16 protein-coding genes are annotated in these 16127 nt (G+C 69.9%); 4 read left to right on the top strand and 12 right to left on the bottom strand.

What is annotated here, in order from left to right; all coding sequences use genetic code 11:
- Positions 1-184 precede the first annotated feature (184 nt).
- On the top strand, positions 185-1528 hold the full coding sequence (locus OH809_RS26335) for a UDP-glucose dehydrogenase family protein (protein ID WP_406420186.1): 1344 nt from the start codon (positions 185-187) through the stop codon (positions 1526-1528).
- An 86-nt stretch (positions 1529-1614) separates the two neighbouring features.
- Here OH809_RS26335 and OH809_RS26330 read toward each other — a convergent pair whose 3' ends face one another.
- Complete coding sequence (locus tag OH809_RS26330; RefSeq protein ID WP_406420188.1) at positions 1615-2127, bottom strand: CGNR zinc finger domain-containing protein; 513 nt, start codon at positions 2125-2127, stop codon at positions 1615-1617.
- A gap of 115 nt (positions 2128-2242) precedes the next feature.
- Between OH809_RS26330 and OH809_RS26325 the strand changes: the two genes are divergently transcribed.
- Positions 2243-2605 carry a VOC family protein gene (locus tag OH809_RS26325; protein ID WP_406420190.1) on the top strand — a complete coding sequence of 121 codons (363 nt, stop codon included), beginning with the start codon at positions 2243-2245 and terminating at the stop codon, positions 2603-2605.
- Positions 2606-2654: 49 nt separating this feature from the next.
- Here OH809_RS26325 and OH809_RS26320 read toward each other — a convergent pair whose 3' ends face one another.
- The 3 genes from OH809_RS26320 to OH809_RS26310 form a co-directional block, all read right to left on the bottom strand.
- Complete coding sequence (locus OH809_RS26320; RefSeq protein WP_406420192.1) at positions 2655-3887, bottom strand: dipeptidase; 1233 nt, start codon at positions 3885-3887, stop codon at positions 2655-2657.
- 61 nt (positions 3888-3948) lie between these two features.
- Positions 3949-4488: a 5-(carboxyamino)imidazole ribonucleotide mutase gene (gene purE, locus OH809_RS26315; protein WP_406420194.1), complete on the bottom strand. Its 540-nt coding sequence runs from the start codon at positions 4486-4488 to the stop codon at positions 3949-3951.
- The gene (locus OH809_RS26310; RefSeq protein WP_406420196.1) at positions 4485-5636 is read right to left on the bottom strand and encodes a 5-(carboxyamino)imidazole ribonucleotide synthase; all 1152 of its coding nucleotides are present in this window, start codon (positions 5634-5636) and stop codon (positions 4485-4487) included. The genes purE and OH809_RS26310 overlap by 4 nt, the downstream gene beginning before the upstream one ends.
- A gap of 175 nt (positions 5637-5811) precedes the next feature.
- Between OH809_RS26310 and OH809_RS26305 the strand changes: the two genes are divergently transcribed.
- A complete protein-coding gene (locus OH809_RS26305) occupies positions 5812-6345 on the top strand; it encodes a GtrA family protein (RefSeq protein WP_406420198.1) in 534 nt (177 codons plus the stop codon).
- Positions 6346-6402: 57 nt separating this feature from the next.
- Here the strand turns inward: OH809_RS26305 and OH809_RS26300 are convergent, their stop codons facing one another.
- Entirely contained in the window at positions 6403-7668 is a 1266-nt protein-coding gene (locus tag OH809_RS26300; protein ID WP_406420200.1) for an ATP-binding protein, read from the bottom strand.
- Between the two features lie 15 nt (positions 7669-7683).
- Positions 7684-8361, bottom strand: a complete 678-nt coding sequence (locus OH809_RS26295; RefSeq protein WP_406420202.1) for a response regulator transcription factor — start codon at positions 8359-8361, stop codon at positions 7684-7686.
- Positions 8362-8852: 491 nt separating this feature from the next.
- Between OH809_RS26295 and OH809_RS26290 the strand changes: the two genes are divergently transcribed.
- On the top strand, positions 8853-10343 hold the full coding sequence (locus OH809_RS26290) for an oligopeptide:H+ symporter (RefSeq protein ID WP_406420203.1): 1491 nt from the start codon (positions 8853-8855) through the stop codon (positions 10341-10343).
- A gap of 73 nt (positions 10344-10416) precedes the next feature.
- On the opposite strand, the gene OH809_RS26285 is transcribed toward OH809_RS26290, so the two are convergent.
- From OH809_RS26285 to OH809_RS26260, 6 genes are all read right to left on the bottom strand, one after another.
- Positions 10417-11793 carry a hypothetical protein gene (locus OH809_RS26285; RefSeq protein WP_406420204.1) on the bottom strand — a complete coding sequence of 459 codons (1377 nt, stop codon included), beginning with the start codon at positions 11791-11793 and terminating at the stop codon, positions 10417-10419.
- Between the two features lie 14 nt (positions 11794-11807).
- Entirely contained in the window at positions 11808-12935 is a 1128-nt protein-coding gene (locus OH809_RS26280) for a hypothetical protein (protein WP_406515697.1), read from the bottom strand.
- Positions 12932-13954 (bottom strand): hypothetical protein, encoded by a 1023-nt coding sequence (locus tag OH809_RS26275; RefSeq protein ID WP_406515696.1) that lies wholly within the window; start codon positions 13952-13954, stop codon positions 12932-12934. Before OH809_RS26275 ends, OH809_RS26280 begins: the two co-directional genes overlap by 4 nt.
- 70 nt (positions 13955-14024) lie before the next feature.
- Positions 14025-14684: a peptidase gene (locus tag OH809_RS26270; protein WP_406516283.1), complete on the bottom strand. Its 660-nt coding sequence runs from the start codon at positions 14682-14684 to the stop codon at positions 14025-14027.
- Between the two features lie 226 nt (positions 14685-14910).
- Positions 14911-15414: an ATP-binding protein gene (locus OH809_RS26265; RefSeq protein ID WP_406420207.1), complete on the bottom strand. Its 504-nt coding sequence runs from the start codon at positions 15412-15414 to the stop codon at positions 14911-14913.
- A gap of 230 nt (positions 15415-15644) precedes the next feature.
- Positions 15645-16013, bottom strand: a complete 369-nt coding sequence (locus OH809_RS26260) for an STAS domain-containing protein (RefSeq protein ID WP_406420208.1) — start codon at positions 16011-16013, stop codon at positions 15645-15647.
- Between the last annotated feature and the right edge of the window lie 114 nt (positions 16014-16127).

The raw sequence follows: 16127 nt of genomic DNA, 5'->3' as shown, positions 1-16127 counted from the left end.
CTCACTCCCCAGGGATGCTAACTACCGTTAAGTAACCGAATTTTAGGTGCCTGGCTCAGAAAGGCCTATGCGAGCTGCACGTGAGCTTCGCGACAGGGGTCCCCCGAGCCCGTAAAACCCGGCCTTCAGAGGCACGACTATGCTCGTTCACCGCATGTCTGTCCGCATCTCTCTGGAGCACTCCATGGCCCTCAGAATCACTGTGATCGGCACCGGCTACCTCGGCGCCACCCACGCCGCGGCCATGGCGGAACTCGGCTTCGAAGTGCTCGGGCTCGATGTCGTGCCCGAGAAGATCGAGATGCTCAGCAGGGGCCGGGTCCCGATGTACGAGCCGGGTCTGGAGGAGCTGCTCCAAAAGCACGTCGCGGGCATCGAGGGATCCACCGGGCGGCTGCGGTTCACCACCTCGTGGGAAGAGGTCGGTGCCTTCGGTGATGTGCACTTCGTCTGCGTGAACACCCCGCAGAAGCACGGCGAGTACGCCTGCGACATGTCGTATGTGGATGCCGCCTTCGAGTCGCTGGCGCCGCAGCTCACCCGGCCCGTGCTGGTCGTCGGCAAGTCGACCGTGCCGGTGGGCTCCGCGGCCCGGCTCGCGGCGCGGCTGGCCGAGCTGGCGCCGGTGGGGACCGATGCGGAGCTTGCCTGGAACCCCGAGTTCCTGCGCGAGGGCTTCGCCGTGAAGGACACCCTGCACCCGGACCGGATCGTCGTCGGGGTGGAGAGCGAGCGGTCCGAGAAGGCGCTGCGCGAGGTGTACGCGGTGCCGGTCGCGGAGGGGTCGCCGTTCGTGGTGACGGACTTCCCGACCGCGGAACTGGTGAAGACCTCGGCGAACTCGTTCCTGGCAACCAAGATCTCGTTCATCAACGCCATGGCGGAGGTCTGCGAGGCCGCCGACGGCGATGTGGCGAAGCTGGCCGAGGCGATCGGTCACGACGAGCGGATCGGAGCCAAGTTCCTGCGGGCCGGGATCGGCTTCGGCGGCGGGTGTCTGCCGAAGGACATCCGGGCGTTCATGGCGCGCGCCGGTGAGCTGGGCGCGGACCAGGCGCTGACCTTCCTCCGTGAGGTCGACTCGATCAACATGCGGCGCCGCGGTCACATGGTGGAGCTGGCCCGGGAGGCCGTGGGTGGGGAGACGTTCCTCGGCAAGCGGGTGGCCGTGCTGGGTGCGACGTTCAAGCCGGACTCGGACGACGTACGCGACTCGCCGGCCCTGAACGTGGCCGGGCAGATACACCTCCAGGGCGGCCAGGTCACCGTCTACGACCCGAAGGGCATGGACAACGCCCGGCGACTCTTCCCGACGCTCGGGTACGCCGAGACGGCGCTGGACGCGGTGCGCGGCGCGGACGTGGTGCTGCACCTGACGGAGTGGCGCGAGTTCCGCGAGCTGGACCCGGCGGCGCTGGGCGAGGCCGCCGCACACCGGATCATCCTCGACGGCCGCAACGCGCTGGACAGCACGCTGTGGCGCGGAGCCGGCTGGACGTACCGGGCGATGGGGCGCCCGAAGGCCTGACGCGTCGGGCGTATCCGCGCCTTCGGAACGGTCCCGGCCGGGCCCCGGCGCCCGAATGCGCGACCCGTCCGCCCCTCGGGAGATCCTCAGCCGCGCTTCGCGCGGTAGGTGCGCATCTTCGCGCGGGCGCCGCACACCGACATGGAGCACCAGCGGCGGCGCCCCGCCGGGCTGCGGTCGTAGTAGGCCCATCGGCAGTCCTCGGCCTCGCACGCCTTGAGCCGGGTCCAGGTGCCGTCGGCCGCCGCGGTGGCGATGGCCGCCGCGACACGGGCGGTCAGGCCGGCCGGTTCGGCGGCGGGCCGCAGTGAGGCGGCGCCCGCCGCGTCCACGGTGACGCGCAGGGGCGCTTCGGCGAGGAGCCGGTCGAGCGGGGGCGCCGTGGCGTCGTCCGACGGGCAGTGGCCGGCATGGGCGAGGCAGGCCGTACGGAGCGCCTCGCGCAGGACGCGGGCGTCCGGGACATCGGACTCGTTGAGAGAGAAGGCGGCGCGCCCGTCCACCGTGTCGAGGGTGTCCGCACCGGTCTCGACGTCCAGTGTGTTGACCAGGGCCTCGATCAGCGCGAGTCCACCGGGCGGGGAATCCTTCTCATTCATGGTTGCGACGTTACCCGCATTGCGGCAGCATGCAGTAACGGTTACCTGTTGAGGCGATCTAGAGGTAACCGTCCTTGCGCACAAGACTGTCTCCCTGCTCGAAGGAGGAAATGTCATGGCTGTCGCCACACTGGGTGCCGTCGTTCTGGACTGCCCCGACCCCGCCGCGCTCGCCGGGTTCTACGCCGGGCTGCTCGGCGGAAAGGTCGAGGACGACGGCGAGGGCTGGGTGGAGCTGACCGGTGGCGCGGCCACGCCGCTCGCGTTCCAGGCCGCGCGCGGTTTCGTACCGCCGCGGTGGCCGCGTCCGGACGGTTCGCAGCAGTTCCACCTGGATCTGGCCGTGCCGGATCTGGACGCGGCGGAGCGGGAGGTGCTCGCACTGGGCGCGACCGTACTGGACGCGGAGGACCGGCAGCGGAGTTTCCGGGTGTACGCGGATCCCGCGGGGCACCCGTTCTGCCTGTGTGCGTGTTAGGAAACGTGCGGGGCACCCCTGGGGGTGCCCCGCACTCGACAGCTTCGGCTCAGTCGGCCTGGGGGTCCAACTGCTCGATCGTGGCGTGGGACGGGGCCCGGTGCGTGCTCAGCTCACGCGCGACGGCCTCGGCGTCGCGCAGCACCCGTACCGCGTTGCGCCAGGTGAGCTTGGCGAGGTCGGCGGCGGACCAGCCGCGGCCCAGCAGTTCCGCGATCAGGTTCGGGTAGCCCGAGACGTCCTCCAGACCTGCGGGGAGGAACGCGGTGCCGTCGTAGTCGCCGCCGACACCGATGTGGTCGATCCCGGCGACCTCACGCATGTGGTCGAGATGGTCGGCGATCGTCGCCACGGTGGCCATCGGGCGCGGGTGAGCGGCCTCGAACTCCGCGTGGATCTTCATGGCCTGCGCGGTGGTGTCGAGGTGGTGCAGACCGTGGTCGCGCATGTTCCGGTCCGCCGCGCGGGTCCATTCGACGGCTTCCGGGAGGACGAACTTCGGTACGAAGGTCGCCATGGCGATGCCGCCGTTGGCCGGGAGCTGCGCGAGGACGTCGTCGGGGATGTTGCGCGGGTGGTCGCAGATCGCCCGCGACGAGGAGTGCGAGAACATCACCGGCGCGGTGGAGGTGGCGAGCGCGTCGCGCATCGTCGTGGCCGCCACATGGGAGAGGTCGACCAGCATGCCGGTGCGGTTCATCTCCCGTACCACCTCATGGCCGAACGGCGAGAGACCGCCGACGCCGGGCTCGTCCGTCGCCGAGTCCGCCCACGCGATGTTGTCGTTGTGGGTGAGCGTCATGTAGCGGACGCCGAGGGCGTGCAGGGCGCGCAGGGTGCCCAGCGAATTGTTGATGGAGTGGCCGCCCTCGGCGCCCATCAGGGAGGCGATCCGGCCCTCGGTGCGGGCCGTCTCCATGTCGTCGGCGGTCAGGGCGCGCCGCAGGTCCGCGGGGTAGCGGTCCAGCAGCTCGGCGACCACGTCGATCTGTTCGAGGGTGGCGCTGACAGCGTCCTCGCCCGCCATGTCGGACCGTACGTAGACGGACCAGAACTGCGCGCCGACGCCACCGGCGCGCAGCCGCCCGATGTCGGTGTGGAGGTGGGCGGACTGGTCGGTGGCGATGTCGCGGGCGTCCAGGTCGTACCCGACCTGTTCGCGAAGTGCCCAGGGCAGATCGTTGTGGCCGTCGACGACCGGGTACTCGGCGAGGAGTTCCGCAGCCTGTGCGAGGTGGTCCCCGGTGTGGTCAGTGGCCCGGTCCGCGATCTGATCCGCCATGGTCGCCCGCTTCCGCTCGTTGTCCGCTATGTCTACTTGTGTGTCTACTTGCCGAATGTGTCTACTTGCCGAAGCCGAAGGAGTCGCTGCCCTCGACCTTGCTGCGCAGCCGCTTGCCCTTCTCGGTCGCCTGGTCGTTCAGCTCCTGCTGGAACTCCCGCATGCGGGTCAGCAGCTCGCTGTCGTGGGCGGCGAGGATACGGGCTGCGAGCAGACCCGCGTTGCGCGCACCGCCGACCGACACGGTCGCGACGGGCACACCGGCCGGCATCTGCACGATGGACAGCAGGCTGTCCATGCCGTCCAGGTACTTCAGCGGAACCGGGACGCCGATGACGGGCAGCGGGGTGACCGACGCGAGCATGCCGGGCAGGTGGGCTGCGCCGCCCGCACCCGCGATGATCGCCTTGAGGCCGCGGTCCGCGGCGTTCTCCCCGTACGCGATCATTTCGTGCGGCATGCGGTGCGCGGAGACGACGTCGACCTCGTACGGGATCTCGAACTCGTCGAGGGCCTTGGCCGCTGCTTCCATGACGGGCCAGTCGGAGTCCGAACCCATGACGATGCCGACGACCGGCGCGGCGGAGGCGGGGGAAGTCATTCGGTGATCGTTCCTCGCAGGTAGTCGGCCGCGTGCCGGGCGCGCTCACGCACGTCCGCCAGGTCGTCGCCGTAGGTGTTGACGTGTCCGACCTTGCGGCCGGGCTTCACGTCCTTGCCGTACATGTGGATCTTGAGTTGCGGGTCGCGGGCCATGCAGTGCAGGTACGCCTGGTACATGTCCGGGTAGTCGCCGCCGAGGACGTTGCACATGACCGTCCAGGTGGCGCGCGGGCGCGGGTCGCCGAGCGGCAGGTCGAGAACGGCCCGGACGTGGTTGGCGAACTGGGAGGTGATCGCGCCGTCCTGGGTCCAGTGCCCGGAGTTGTGCGGGCGCATCGCGAGCTCATTGACGAGTACGCCGGGAGTCCCGTCGTCATTGCGGGTCTCGAAGAGTTCGACGGCGAGGTGGCCGACGACACCGAGCTCGGCGGCGATCCGCAGGGCCAGCTGCTGGGCCTCGCCGGCGAGCTGCTCGCTCAGCTCGGGGGCCGGGGCGATGACCGTGTCGCAGACGCCGTCGACCTGGATCGACTCGACGACCGGGTAGGCGACTGCCTGGCCGTGCGGCGAGCGGACGATGTTGGCCGCCAGCTCCCGTACGAAGTCGACCTTCTCCTCGGCGAGGACCGGGACACCCGCCCGGAACGGGTCGGCCGCGTCCGCCTCGGAGTGGACCACCCAGACACCCTTGCCGTCGTAGCCGCCGCGGACCGTCTTCAGGATGACGGGGAACCCACCGACCTCGGCCGCGAACGCCGCGGCGTCCGCCGGGTCCGTCACGATGCGGTGGCGGGGGCAGGGCGCGCCGATCTCGCTGAGCTTCGCGCGCATCACCCCCTTGTCCTGGGCGTGCACCAGCGCGTCGCGGCCGGGGCGTACGGGAATGCCGTCCGCCTCCAGGGCCCGCAGATGCTCGGTCGGGACGTGCTCGTGATCGAAGGTGAGCACGTCACAACCGCGCGCGAAGGCGCGCAGCGTGTCCAGGTCGCGATAGTCGCCGATGACGACTTCGCTCACCACCTGGGCCGCCGAGTCCTGAGGGGTGTCGCTGAGGAGCTTGAATTTGATGCCGAGGGGGATGCCCGCCTCGTGGGTCATACGGGCGAGCTGACCGCCGCCGACCATGCCGACTACCGGGAACGTCACACCTCCAGGGTATCGGGCGTCCCGGGGACGGCCGGACGATGCCCCTGAGGGCGGCGGCCGGAGGCTCCGTGTCACAGGCGCGCCACGCCTCGATGGATGCTCACAGGAATCTCATAGGAGGCCTGGATAGCATGACCGGGTCGACCGAACCCACGGACGGGGCTGAGCCATCACCATGAACGAACGGGGCGTACTACGGACCCGGCTGGATGCGCTGGCCCGGGAGGTCGCCAAGTTCGGCGTGGTCGGTGCGATGGGTCTGCTGGTCAATGTGGCGGTGTCCAACCTGCTGTGGCAGACCACGGACCTTCAAGTGGTGCGGGCCAGTCTGCTCGCCACGTTCGTCGCCATCCTCTTCAACTACGTGGGCTTCCGCTACTGGACGTACCGGGACCGCGACAAGACCGGGCGGACCCGGGAACTGACACTGTTCCTGCTGTTCAGCGCGGTGGGTGCGGCGATCGAGAACGGTGTGCTGTACACGGCGACGTACGGGTTCGGATGGAACGGCCCGATCCAGAGCAATGTCTTCAAGATCCTGGGAATCGGAATCGCGACGCTGTTCCGGTTCTGGTCCTACCGGAGCTGGGTGTTCAAGGCGCTGCCTGCCAAAGACGGCGTAGGCGTGGTGACACAGGGACGCGGGGCCGCGGAGCGGGTGCCGGTGGAGCGGGTGCCGGTGGAGCCGGCGGAGCCCGTACAACGTTGAGGCACCGGGAGCATCCGATTGCCGCTTCGCCCTCGGTCTCCCCTCGGCCGGCTTGATTCAGCGGACCGGTCGTTCCGGTTCCTCGCGGTTCAGGGCCACCCGGCTCAGGAACAGCGCGAAAACCGGCGGTTGCTGCTGGAGCAGTTCCAGGCGGCCGCCGTCCGCCTCGGCCAGGTCGCGGGCGACCGCGAGGCCGATTCCCGTCGAGTTGCGGCCGCTGATCGTCCTCTCGAAGATCCTGGCGCCCAGATCGGGCGGGACGCCGGGGCCCTCGTCCGTCACCTCGATGACCGCCTGGTTGCCGGTGACCCGGGTACGCAGGGCCACCGTGCCGCCGCCGTGCATCAGTGAGTTCTCGATCAGCGCGGCCAGCACCTGGGCGACCGCGCCCGGCGTGCCGACGGCCCGCAGACCCTGTTTGCCGGAGCGGACGATGGCGCGGCCCTCGCCGCGGTAGGCGGGGCGCCACTCCTCGATCTGCTGCTTGACGACCTCGTCCAGGTCGAAGACGACCGCCGAGCCGGTGCGCGGGTCGCGGGCATTGGTCAGCAGCCGCTCCACCACGTCGGTGAGGCGCTCGACCTGGGTGAGGGCGATGTTCGCCTCCTCCTTCACCGTGTCCGGGTCGTCGGTGACGGAGATCTCCTCGATCCGCATGGAGAGCGCGGTCAGCGGCGTGCGGAGCTGGTGGGAGGCATCGGCTGCGAGCCGGCGTTCGGCGGTCAGCATCCGGGCGATCCGTTCGGCGGAGGAGTCGAGGACGTCCGCGACCCGGTCCAGCTCCGGCACCCCGTACCGCTTGTGGCGCGGCCGCGGGTCACCGGAGCCCAGGCGTTCCGCGGTCTCGGCGAGGTCGGTGAGCGGCGAGGTCAGTTTGTTGGCCTGGCGTACGGCGAGGAGCACCGCGGAGACGATCGCGAGCAGCGCCACCGCACCGATGATCAAGAGCGTGCGCCCGACCTCGCGGGTGACGGCGGAGCTGGACTCCTCGACGGTGACCTTCTCGCCCTGCTCCCCCTTCGCCGTACTTCTGATCACACTGCCGGTGGGACGCGTGCCCACTTGGATGGGGGTGCGGCCGGGGATCTCGACCCGGGCGTACCGGTTGTGGGCGACCTGTTGGGCCAGCACCCCAGGGTTGATCCGTTCCGCCCCGAGGAGCCGGCTCTCGACCACGCTGATCAGCCGCAGCGCCTCGGAGTCGACACTCTCCTGGGCGCTTTGGCTGATGGTGCGGGTCTCGACGATGACGAGGGAGACACCGAAGACGGCGATCACCACGAGCACCACGGCGAGCGTGGAGTTGATCAGTCGGCGGCGCATGACTTTTTCTGTACGTCAGCTCTTCTCGAACCGGAAGCCGACGCCCCGGACGGTCGCGATGTAGCGGGGGTTGGCCGCGTCGTCGCCGAGCTTCTTGCGGAGCCAGGAGATGTGCATGTCGAGCGTCTTCGTGGACGACCACCAGGTGGTGTCCCAGACCTCGCGCATCAACTGGTCGCGGGTGACGACCCGGCCGGCGTCGCGGACCAGGACCCGCAGCAGGTCGAACTCCTTCGCGGTGAGCTGGAGCTCCTCGTCGCCCATCCAGGCCCGGTGCGATTCGACGTCGATCCGCACCCCGTGCGTGGCGGGCTGCGGGGCCGAGTCGGTGGCGCCGCGCCGGAGCAGCGCCCGGACCCGGGCGAGGAGTTCGGCCAGGCGGAACGGCTTGGTGACGTAGTCGTCGGCTCCGGCGTCCAGGCCGACGACGGTGTCCACCTCGTCGGCGCGGGCGGTGAGCACCAGGATCGGCACGGCGTGGCCCTCGGCGCGGAGCCGTCGGGCTACTTCGAGGCCGTCCATCCCGGGCAGGCCCAGGTCGAGCACGACCAGGTCGATGCCGCCCTGGAGGCCGGCGTCGAGAGCGGTCGGACCGTCTTCACGGACCTCGACCTCGTAACCCTCCCGACGCAGGGCGCGAGCCAGCGGCTCCGAGATGGAAGCGTCGTCCTCGGCGAGCAGTACACGGGTCATGGAGTGATGGTAGTCCGCATGGGGCGGCCACCGGGAGGTGATCCACAAGGCCTGTAGATCTGCGTCCCATTCGGAGGGCCGCCTTCGAATGTGTAAGTTTGGTTGCACCTGAACCTGTGATCTATCTCTCAAGTCCTTTCATATCGACCACCGTGGTTCGTATGGTGACTCAACGCCTGTTGCACTACTCAAGGACCTTTGGGCAGCTTTAAGCGCCAAGGGTCTCTTTTGTGCGCGGGCTGGTACCTGCCAGCCCTGACTTCAGTGAATGACCTGTGGCCGGGCCCGGAGCGCGAGGAAGTGCGCCGGGCGTGGATCCCGATGCAGCTGGTCCCCCGACTCCGGTACCCGCTCCGCACACCGTGCGGAGTCCGGAGCGAAACCCTTCTCAGGCGTGAGGGGTGGGGCGTTTGCCGCGTCGGTGCCGGCCTCCCCCCACCGGGCGCGTCACGCTCACGAGGCGTCGCGTCCCGAGCGAGCAAGGATCGACCATGGCGTCCAGCCTGACGAAGGACTCCGCCGGCACGGCCGGCGCCGAGAAGACCTTCTTCGGCCACCCCCGCGGCCTGGCCACTCTCTTCATGACCGAGATGTGGGAGCGCTTCAGCTACTACGGCATGAGGGCCCTGCTTCCCCTCTACCTGATCGCCCCCAACGGGCTTCACATGAACCCCGCCACGGCCACGGCGATCTACTCGGTCTACGTGTCGCTGGTGTACCTGCTCGCCATGCCCGGCGGCTGGTTCGGCGACCGTGTCTGGGGTCCCCGCAAGACGGTCGCCGTCGCCGGCGCGGTCATCATGATCGGCCACCTGGCGCTGGCGCTGCCCACGCAGGGCACCTTCTTCGCCGGTCTCGGACTCGTCGCCCTCGGCTCCGGTCTGCTGAAGTCCAACATCTCCACGATGGTCGGCCACCTCTACGACGGCCCGGACGACCCGCGGCGCGACGGTGGCTTCACGATCTTCTACATGGGCATCAACGTGGGCGCCTTCGCCGCCCCGCTGGTCATCGGCACCATCGGTGAGAACGTCAACTGGCACCTGGGCTTCGCGCTCGCCGCAGCCGGCATGGGGCTGGGCCTCGCCCAGTACCTGCTCGGCACCCGCCACCTGAACGAGCGCAGCCTCGTCGTCCCGAAGCCGCTGTCGGCCGCCGAGCGCGCCAGCACGCTGCGCAAGGGCATGATCTGGCTGGCCATCGCGGCGGTCTTCTACATCGTCACGGTCGTCACCGGCGTCTACACGCTCAACTGGATCCTCGTCCCGATCACCGTCGCGGGCCTGATCATTCCGGTCACGGTCCTGGCGCGCATCAAGCGCGACAAGGATCTCAGCGCCGCCGAGCAGTCGAAGATGTCCGGCTACATCTGGTTCTTCGTCGCCGCCGCCATGTTCTGGATGATCTACGACCAGGGCGGTTCGACCCTGGCGATCTTCGCCGACAGCTCGGCCGACAACAGCGTCTTCGGGTGGGACTTCCCGGTCTCCTGGTACCAGTCGGTCAACCCGGTCATGATCATGGCGCTGGCCCCGGTCTTCGCCGCCTTCTGGCTGGCGCTGAACCGGCGTGGCAAGGAGCCGAGCACGATCGTGAAGTTCAGCTCCGGTCTGGTGCTGGTCGGTGCGTCGTTCTTCGTCTTCCTGATGCCGCTGACGATTGCCACGGACGGTCACAAGGCCGCCGCAATGTGGCTGGTCGCGATCTACTTCGTGCAGACCGTCGCCGAACTGACGCTGTCCCCGGTCGGTCTCTCCGTCACCACGAAGATGGCTCCGGCCAAGTACGCGAGCCAGATGATGGGTGTCTGGTTCCTGGCAGTCACCGCCGGTGACTGCACCACGGGTCTGCTCTCCATCGCGGGTGTCGACCTGAACGGCACCGGTATCGTCGCTCTGCAGGCCGCCGTCGCGGCGGCCGCGGGTGTCGCGATCTTCATGTACCGCAACAAGGTCAAGCAGCTCATGGGCGAAGTGCGCTGAGGCACTGAAGCGCTGAAGGGCCGCTGCACCGGATCGTCGGTGCAGCGGCCCTTCGCGTTTTTGGCGGCTCAGCTCACCGGGTGCCGCGCAGCCTGCGCCACGGGGTGAACGTGAACACGGCGCCGCCCAGCAGGATCGCCGTACCGGCGACCAGGCCGAGTGCGCGCAGGGTGCCGCTGTCCTCGGCCCCGGTCTCGGCCAGTCCGCCTCCGGAGTCCGTACCGCCACCGGTCGTGGCGCCGCCCGTGTCCGAGCCGCCCACGGCCCCACCGGGCTGGGACGAGGTGTCCAGCTGCAGGGAGACCGCGACACCGGCGGGCGGGGTGCAGGTCGTCGTGGTGCCGAGCGCCTTCACGGTCAGCACGCCCGGGCTGAGGGTGGACCTACCGCTCGCGCCCGGCTTGTACGTTCCCGTGAGATCGGGGATCTCGATCGGTTTGCCGGGCTTGATGGGCTCCTTGTTGGTGGGGCCCTCGACATGGACCGTGCCCTTGTCGGCTCCGCCGAGCTTGACCTCCATGGAAGGCTTCACCGAATCGGCCGGGATGTCGGCGGGGCTGTCCATGACCGACTTGCCGAACTTCACCGTGAGGTCGAAGCTGCCGCCGTTCCTCTTCGCGTTGATCTTCACCGGGGAGGTGGCGTTCTTGTCACCGATCGGGGTCTTGCAGGCGTACGCGACAGACACCTCCTTGCCCTCGAAGTCGGTCTGACCACCGCCGCCGCTCGACCCGGCCGTCGCGCCGCCGGAGCCAGTGCCTCCGGTGTCCGTACCGCCGGCCGTCGTGCCCGCCGTCGTTCCCCCTGCCGCCGTCGTGCCGCCTGCCGTGGTGGAGCCGGTGGTCGTGCCACCCGCTGTCGTACCGGTGGTCGTACCACCCGCTGTCGTACCGGTGGTCGTACCACCCGCTGTCGTACCGCCGCCGTCCGTGACCTTGATCGTCGCGCCCGGCTGAACGGTCTCCTTCGGGGAGCACTTGGTGTCGGTGGAGATCGGCTTCGACACGTTGATGTTGTACGCGTCCGGCGTCAGCGTGATCTCACCGGCCTTCTCCACCTTCAGCGTGCCCTTCATGTCGGGCAGCACCATGGCGCTGTTCCTGGGGATCGGCGGGTTCTGCCGTGGCCCTTCCATCTGCAGCGTTCCCGTGGCCGCACCGCCCACCTTGATGGCGCCGGTGGGCTTGACCGTGTCCTTCTCCAGGTCCAGGACGTCGGGGTTCCTGGAAGCGGCCTCGACCGTCTTCCACACCACCTCGACACTGTCCCCGACCTTGGCCTCGGCGGGCGCGGTCAGCTGCACCTTGGTGGTGCCCTGCACAGGAGGCAGTCCGGAGATGGACGGTGGTATGCACTCCGTCTTGTACGAGACGTCGGCAGCCAGGGCTGGGCTCGCGGCCAGCAGGATCCCCGCGCCGCCGAGCATCAGCGCGACTCCGGCCGCGCTCATCCTCCGTTGCGTGCTCACGAATGTCCCTTCGTCGTGGGTCTGTTCTCTGACGGTGCGGAATCCGGTGTGAACCACGGCAGCGCGGCCGTGGTGGTCGCGCCCGGGGCGGGTCCTGCCGCGGACGCTGTCGAGGGGGGCGCCGGGGTGCGCGGTACCCGGCGCAGCCTCGGGAGCTTCGCCGTCACGTCGGCCGACAGCGGATGGCGGTGACGACCTGCGCGGGCCGGGCTGTACGCGGCGCGGGGCCGCACCTTGTCGACGATCGCCATGCCGATACGGAACACCGCGGCCGGTACGACGACGCAGAGCAGGATCCAGAAGAGCGTGACGCCCCAGGGACGGCCCACCCCCCACGGCTGTTCGGCCAGTGTTTTCGTCCCGTACCGCAGGGAGATCCGGTAGTCGCCGTGGGCGCCCGCCGTCAGTTCGACCGGCAGTCCGATCTGTGCCTTGCGGCCGGGCGCGATGGTGCCGCGCCACTGCCGCTCCTCCCACTGCGGGGCGAAGACGCCGTGCGCGGTGCCGACCCGGAAGACCGGGTCCTTGACCGGCGCCGAACCGAGGTTGCCGACGGTGAAGACGAGTTGCCGGCAGGGCGGGGCGCCGAACCGGGTGAGGATTCCGCTGTCGCCCTCCAGCCGGGTGGTGGCGAGCACCGCGAGCTTTCCGCCGTCCGTCTGTTCCGGCAGTGGGGCGACGGGGTGTCCGGCGACGACGAACCCGGCGTCGGCGGCTGCCTGTTCCCCGGTGACCGTCGCGACATGCACCACGCAGGGGCACGGCTGGGGCGGTTCGGAGACCGGCATCTTCCTGCTGAAGGCGCCCTTGGCGTCGGTGGTGACGGAGCGTCCGTCGGCGTTGGCGCAGGAGTTGGTGCCGCCGATGACGCCCGTGCCGGGCGCGGACTGTCCGCAGATCAGCATCATCAGCAGGGTGTTCGGCCGCCATCCGGTGCCCTTGACGGTAATGTCACCGCCCTTGCCCGCCTGCTGCTCGGAGAGGGTGACCGCGGGCTTTCCGTCCGTCGCACGGGCGCCGGGCGCGGGCAGGAGCAGCAGGGCGGGCAGCAGCGCGACGAGGAGCGCGGCGGACCACCGGTGGCTGCCGCGCCGGAGGGACGCCGGTCCGGTCTGTCGTCTCACAATTCCGCTCCCGCCTTCACCGAGTGCCTTCTCCCTGCCGTGGTTCGAGCTGCGTCGCCATGGTCCGGGCCGTCGCGGCCCGGTGGCCGGCGGTGGCTGCGCCGGAGCCGGTACGCGTACGCGCCTGCGGCGGCCGCGGCCAGGACCAGCAAGGCGCCGCCGGTCACCGGCGCCCAGGGGACGAAGACCGCCGGGGCGGTCGCCTCGCTTTGCGCTCCGCCCGCGGCGGTGACGCGGAGCCGGACGGTGGCGGAATCGAGGGCCGGGGCGTCCCGCCACGGTTCGGTGAGTTTCACCCGCTGTCCGGGCAGCAGGTCCACCGGCAGGTTCCGCGCCTCGCGCCGCAGCAGGGTGCCGAATGCCCCGTCCGCGCTGACGGCGAGGCGTGGGGCGAGGGCCGCGTTGCCCCGGTTGACGAGTGTGTAGTGGATGGTCCGCCCGGACACGCTGACCTCCTCGACGGTCAGCGCGGTCAGCGTGGGCCCGCTGACCCGCAGATGGACGCGTACGCCCACCGAGCGCCCGGAGTTCTCGGCGACGATCGCCCCCGGGTGGTCGCCGGGCGACGCACCTGCCGGGACGGTGACGGAGAACGGCACTTCGGCGCGGGTGCGGGCGGGCACGGTCACCCGGTCCGCGGCGAGCCGCAGCCAGGTACCGGTCCCGGTGGAGTCCTCTGTTCCGCGTACGGTGAAGTCGCCTGTTCCGCGTACGGTGAAGTCGCCGCCCTCGGCGTTGTACGCATCCGCCCCGCGCAGTCGCACGGTGACCGGGGCGGTGCCCGGGTTGGTGACGGAGAGCCGGTCCTGCAGCACAGTGCCGGGCAGTCCCTCCAGATAGAAGTACGGTCTGCCGCCGTCCTCGCCGCTCCGGGTCCCACCGCCCGCCGCGGGCTGCGCCGTCCAGTCCGTGCCGCTCCGGTCGGCGGCGGTCGCCGGGGTCGCGGAGAAGGCGCAGACGAAAGCGCACAGCAGGGCTGCGAGAACGGCTCGGGGGGCGTGACCGGTCAACGGTGGCATAGGGGCGGGCTCCCTGCTGCGTACAGAACGGGCGTGTACGTACGGACGGCGCGCGGCGGCTCCGTGGAGCTCAGCCCGCGGCCCGCTGTCCGCGCCGGGTCAGCCACAGCACCCCGGCCGCACCGGTCAGCAGTACCGTGCCGCCGAGCGTCCCGAGCGCCATCGCCGAGTCGAGCGGTCCGGTCTTCGGGAGGGTCGTTTCCGAGGTGTCCTTCGAGCCGCCCGCCGCCGTCACATCGAGTTCGAGCGACGGCTTCGGACTGTTGCCCGGGGTGCAGGTCGTGGTCGTACCGAGCGCCTTGATGGTGAGCACTCCGGCGGTGAAGCCGACCTTGCCGCTCTTCTTCGGGGTGTACGTACCCGACAGGTCACTGATCCTGATCGGGGTGTTCGCCGGGATCGCCTCGGCGTTCGCCGGTCCCGAGACCTGGACCTGACCCGATTCGGCGCCGCTCAGCCGGATGACGGCGCTGGGCTTCATGGCGCCCTTGCCCAGCTCGACGGGGCTGGACGAGACGCCCTTCTGGAAGGACATCGTGAGCGTGTAACTGCTGCCGCTCTTCACGCCCTTGATGTCGATGGGCGACACCGCACTCTTGTCGCCGATCGGCGTCCTGCACTTGTAGTCGACGTCCACGACCGTGGCGTGGGCGGCGGGCGCGGCCAGCAGCACCACCGAGCCGGCCAGCGCGGACGCCAGCGCGAGAGCTGTTCGCTTCGGGTACGGCACCTCAGTTCCCCTCATGCCGGAAGTCGCCGCGCGCCGCATCACTCCGACGCCAGTGCCCCTCCCGGCAAGCTTTGCCGGTCACGGCACCAGTTTCTGACGACACATCAGATCGGGCGCTCAAGGTACGCCTGGGGCCGTATGGAGGGAAGACAAAGAGCGCGCCGATCCGGCGCGCTCTTCGGGGGCAGGAAGGAGGGGCCGCACGGCCCGACGGTTCGGGTGGTGACTACGCGGGGGCGGCCAGCTCCGCCCATACGGTCTTGCCGGGCTCGCCCGGCACCCGCTGGACACCCCAGTCCAGACAGAGCCGCTGCACGATGAACATGCCGTGCCCGCCGGGCCGTCCCGCCCGGTGCGGGGTGCGCGGCGCGGGCTGTCCCGCACCGCCGTCGACGACCTCCACCCGCAGCGCCTTCGAGGTGCAGGCGATGCGAAGCTCCTCGGGTCCTTCCGCGTGCAGGCAGGCGTTCGTGACCAGTTCGGAGACGACCAGCAGGACGTCCTCGGCGGCTGCGCGCCGGTCGGCGCTCGACGCGGGGAGCCAGCCCCAGTCGTGGAGTGCCTGACGGGCGAAATCGCGGGCTGTCGGCACGATGCCGCCGGCCTCCCGCAGGGGCAGCGTGCGCCACCGCCGGTCGACGGGCCCGGAGGAGGCTGCGTCGGCGCCGTCGCCCGCGCCCTCCGGCTCCCGGCCGAGGTCGCCCGGCGGATGCTGCCGGGTGGTGCTCATCAGCGCTTCACCTCACCGATTCACCATGTCGCCATTGAACAGTTACAGATACGGGCGCAGCTGCCGATACGGATACCGATCGCATGCGGAGTGTGCGGGCCACCCGGGTCACATGAGGTTCGCCGGGATGTCTCCTGCCCGGCCGTATCGCGACAACACCGACTTCGCCCATGCGGAATGTGTGAGGCAGGCGACACCCGGGACGGGCGAGGCTGCACTCCGGGTCGCGATCAGGTGTCCAGCGCCGATTCGAGGGAGTCGTGGACGGTGAAGACCGCCTCGGCCCCGGTGATCTCGAAGACCCTCGCCACCATCGGCAGCATTCCGGCCAAATGGACCCCTCCCCCGGCCGCCTCCGCCTTGAGGCGGGCACCGAGCAGCACATTGAGCCCGGTGGAATCACAGAATTCGAGTCGCGAACAGTCGACCACCAGGCGGGTCCGTCCGCGTTCGACCGCGCTCTCCAAGGGTTCGCGGAGCAGATCGGCGGTGTGGTGATCCAACTCACCCACCGGCGTCACTACCTCACTGCGCCCCTCGGTCCGGACCTCGACCTGGAGTCGACCCCGGTTCGCCCTGCCGACCGTCTGGCGGTCCATGCCCGTCTCTCTTCGCCGTTCGTCACTGCCTGCGTCACCGTGCGCGTCACCCTCTGTGATGGCGCGTGCGGTTGCGTGTGTAGCTGTCGCTGACGTTCATAAAACACTACGCGT

Source organism: Streptomyces sp. NBC_00873 (assembly GCF_045207415.1).
Taxonomy (GTDB): domain Bacteria; phylum Actinomycetota; class Actinomycetes; order Streptomycetales; family Streptomycetaceae; genus Streptomyces.
Note: the sequence above shows the minus strand (reverse complement) of the source record. Positions and strands in the feature narration are given on the sequence as shown.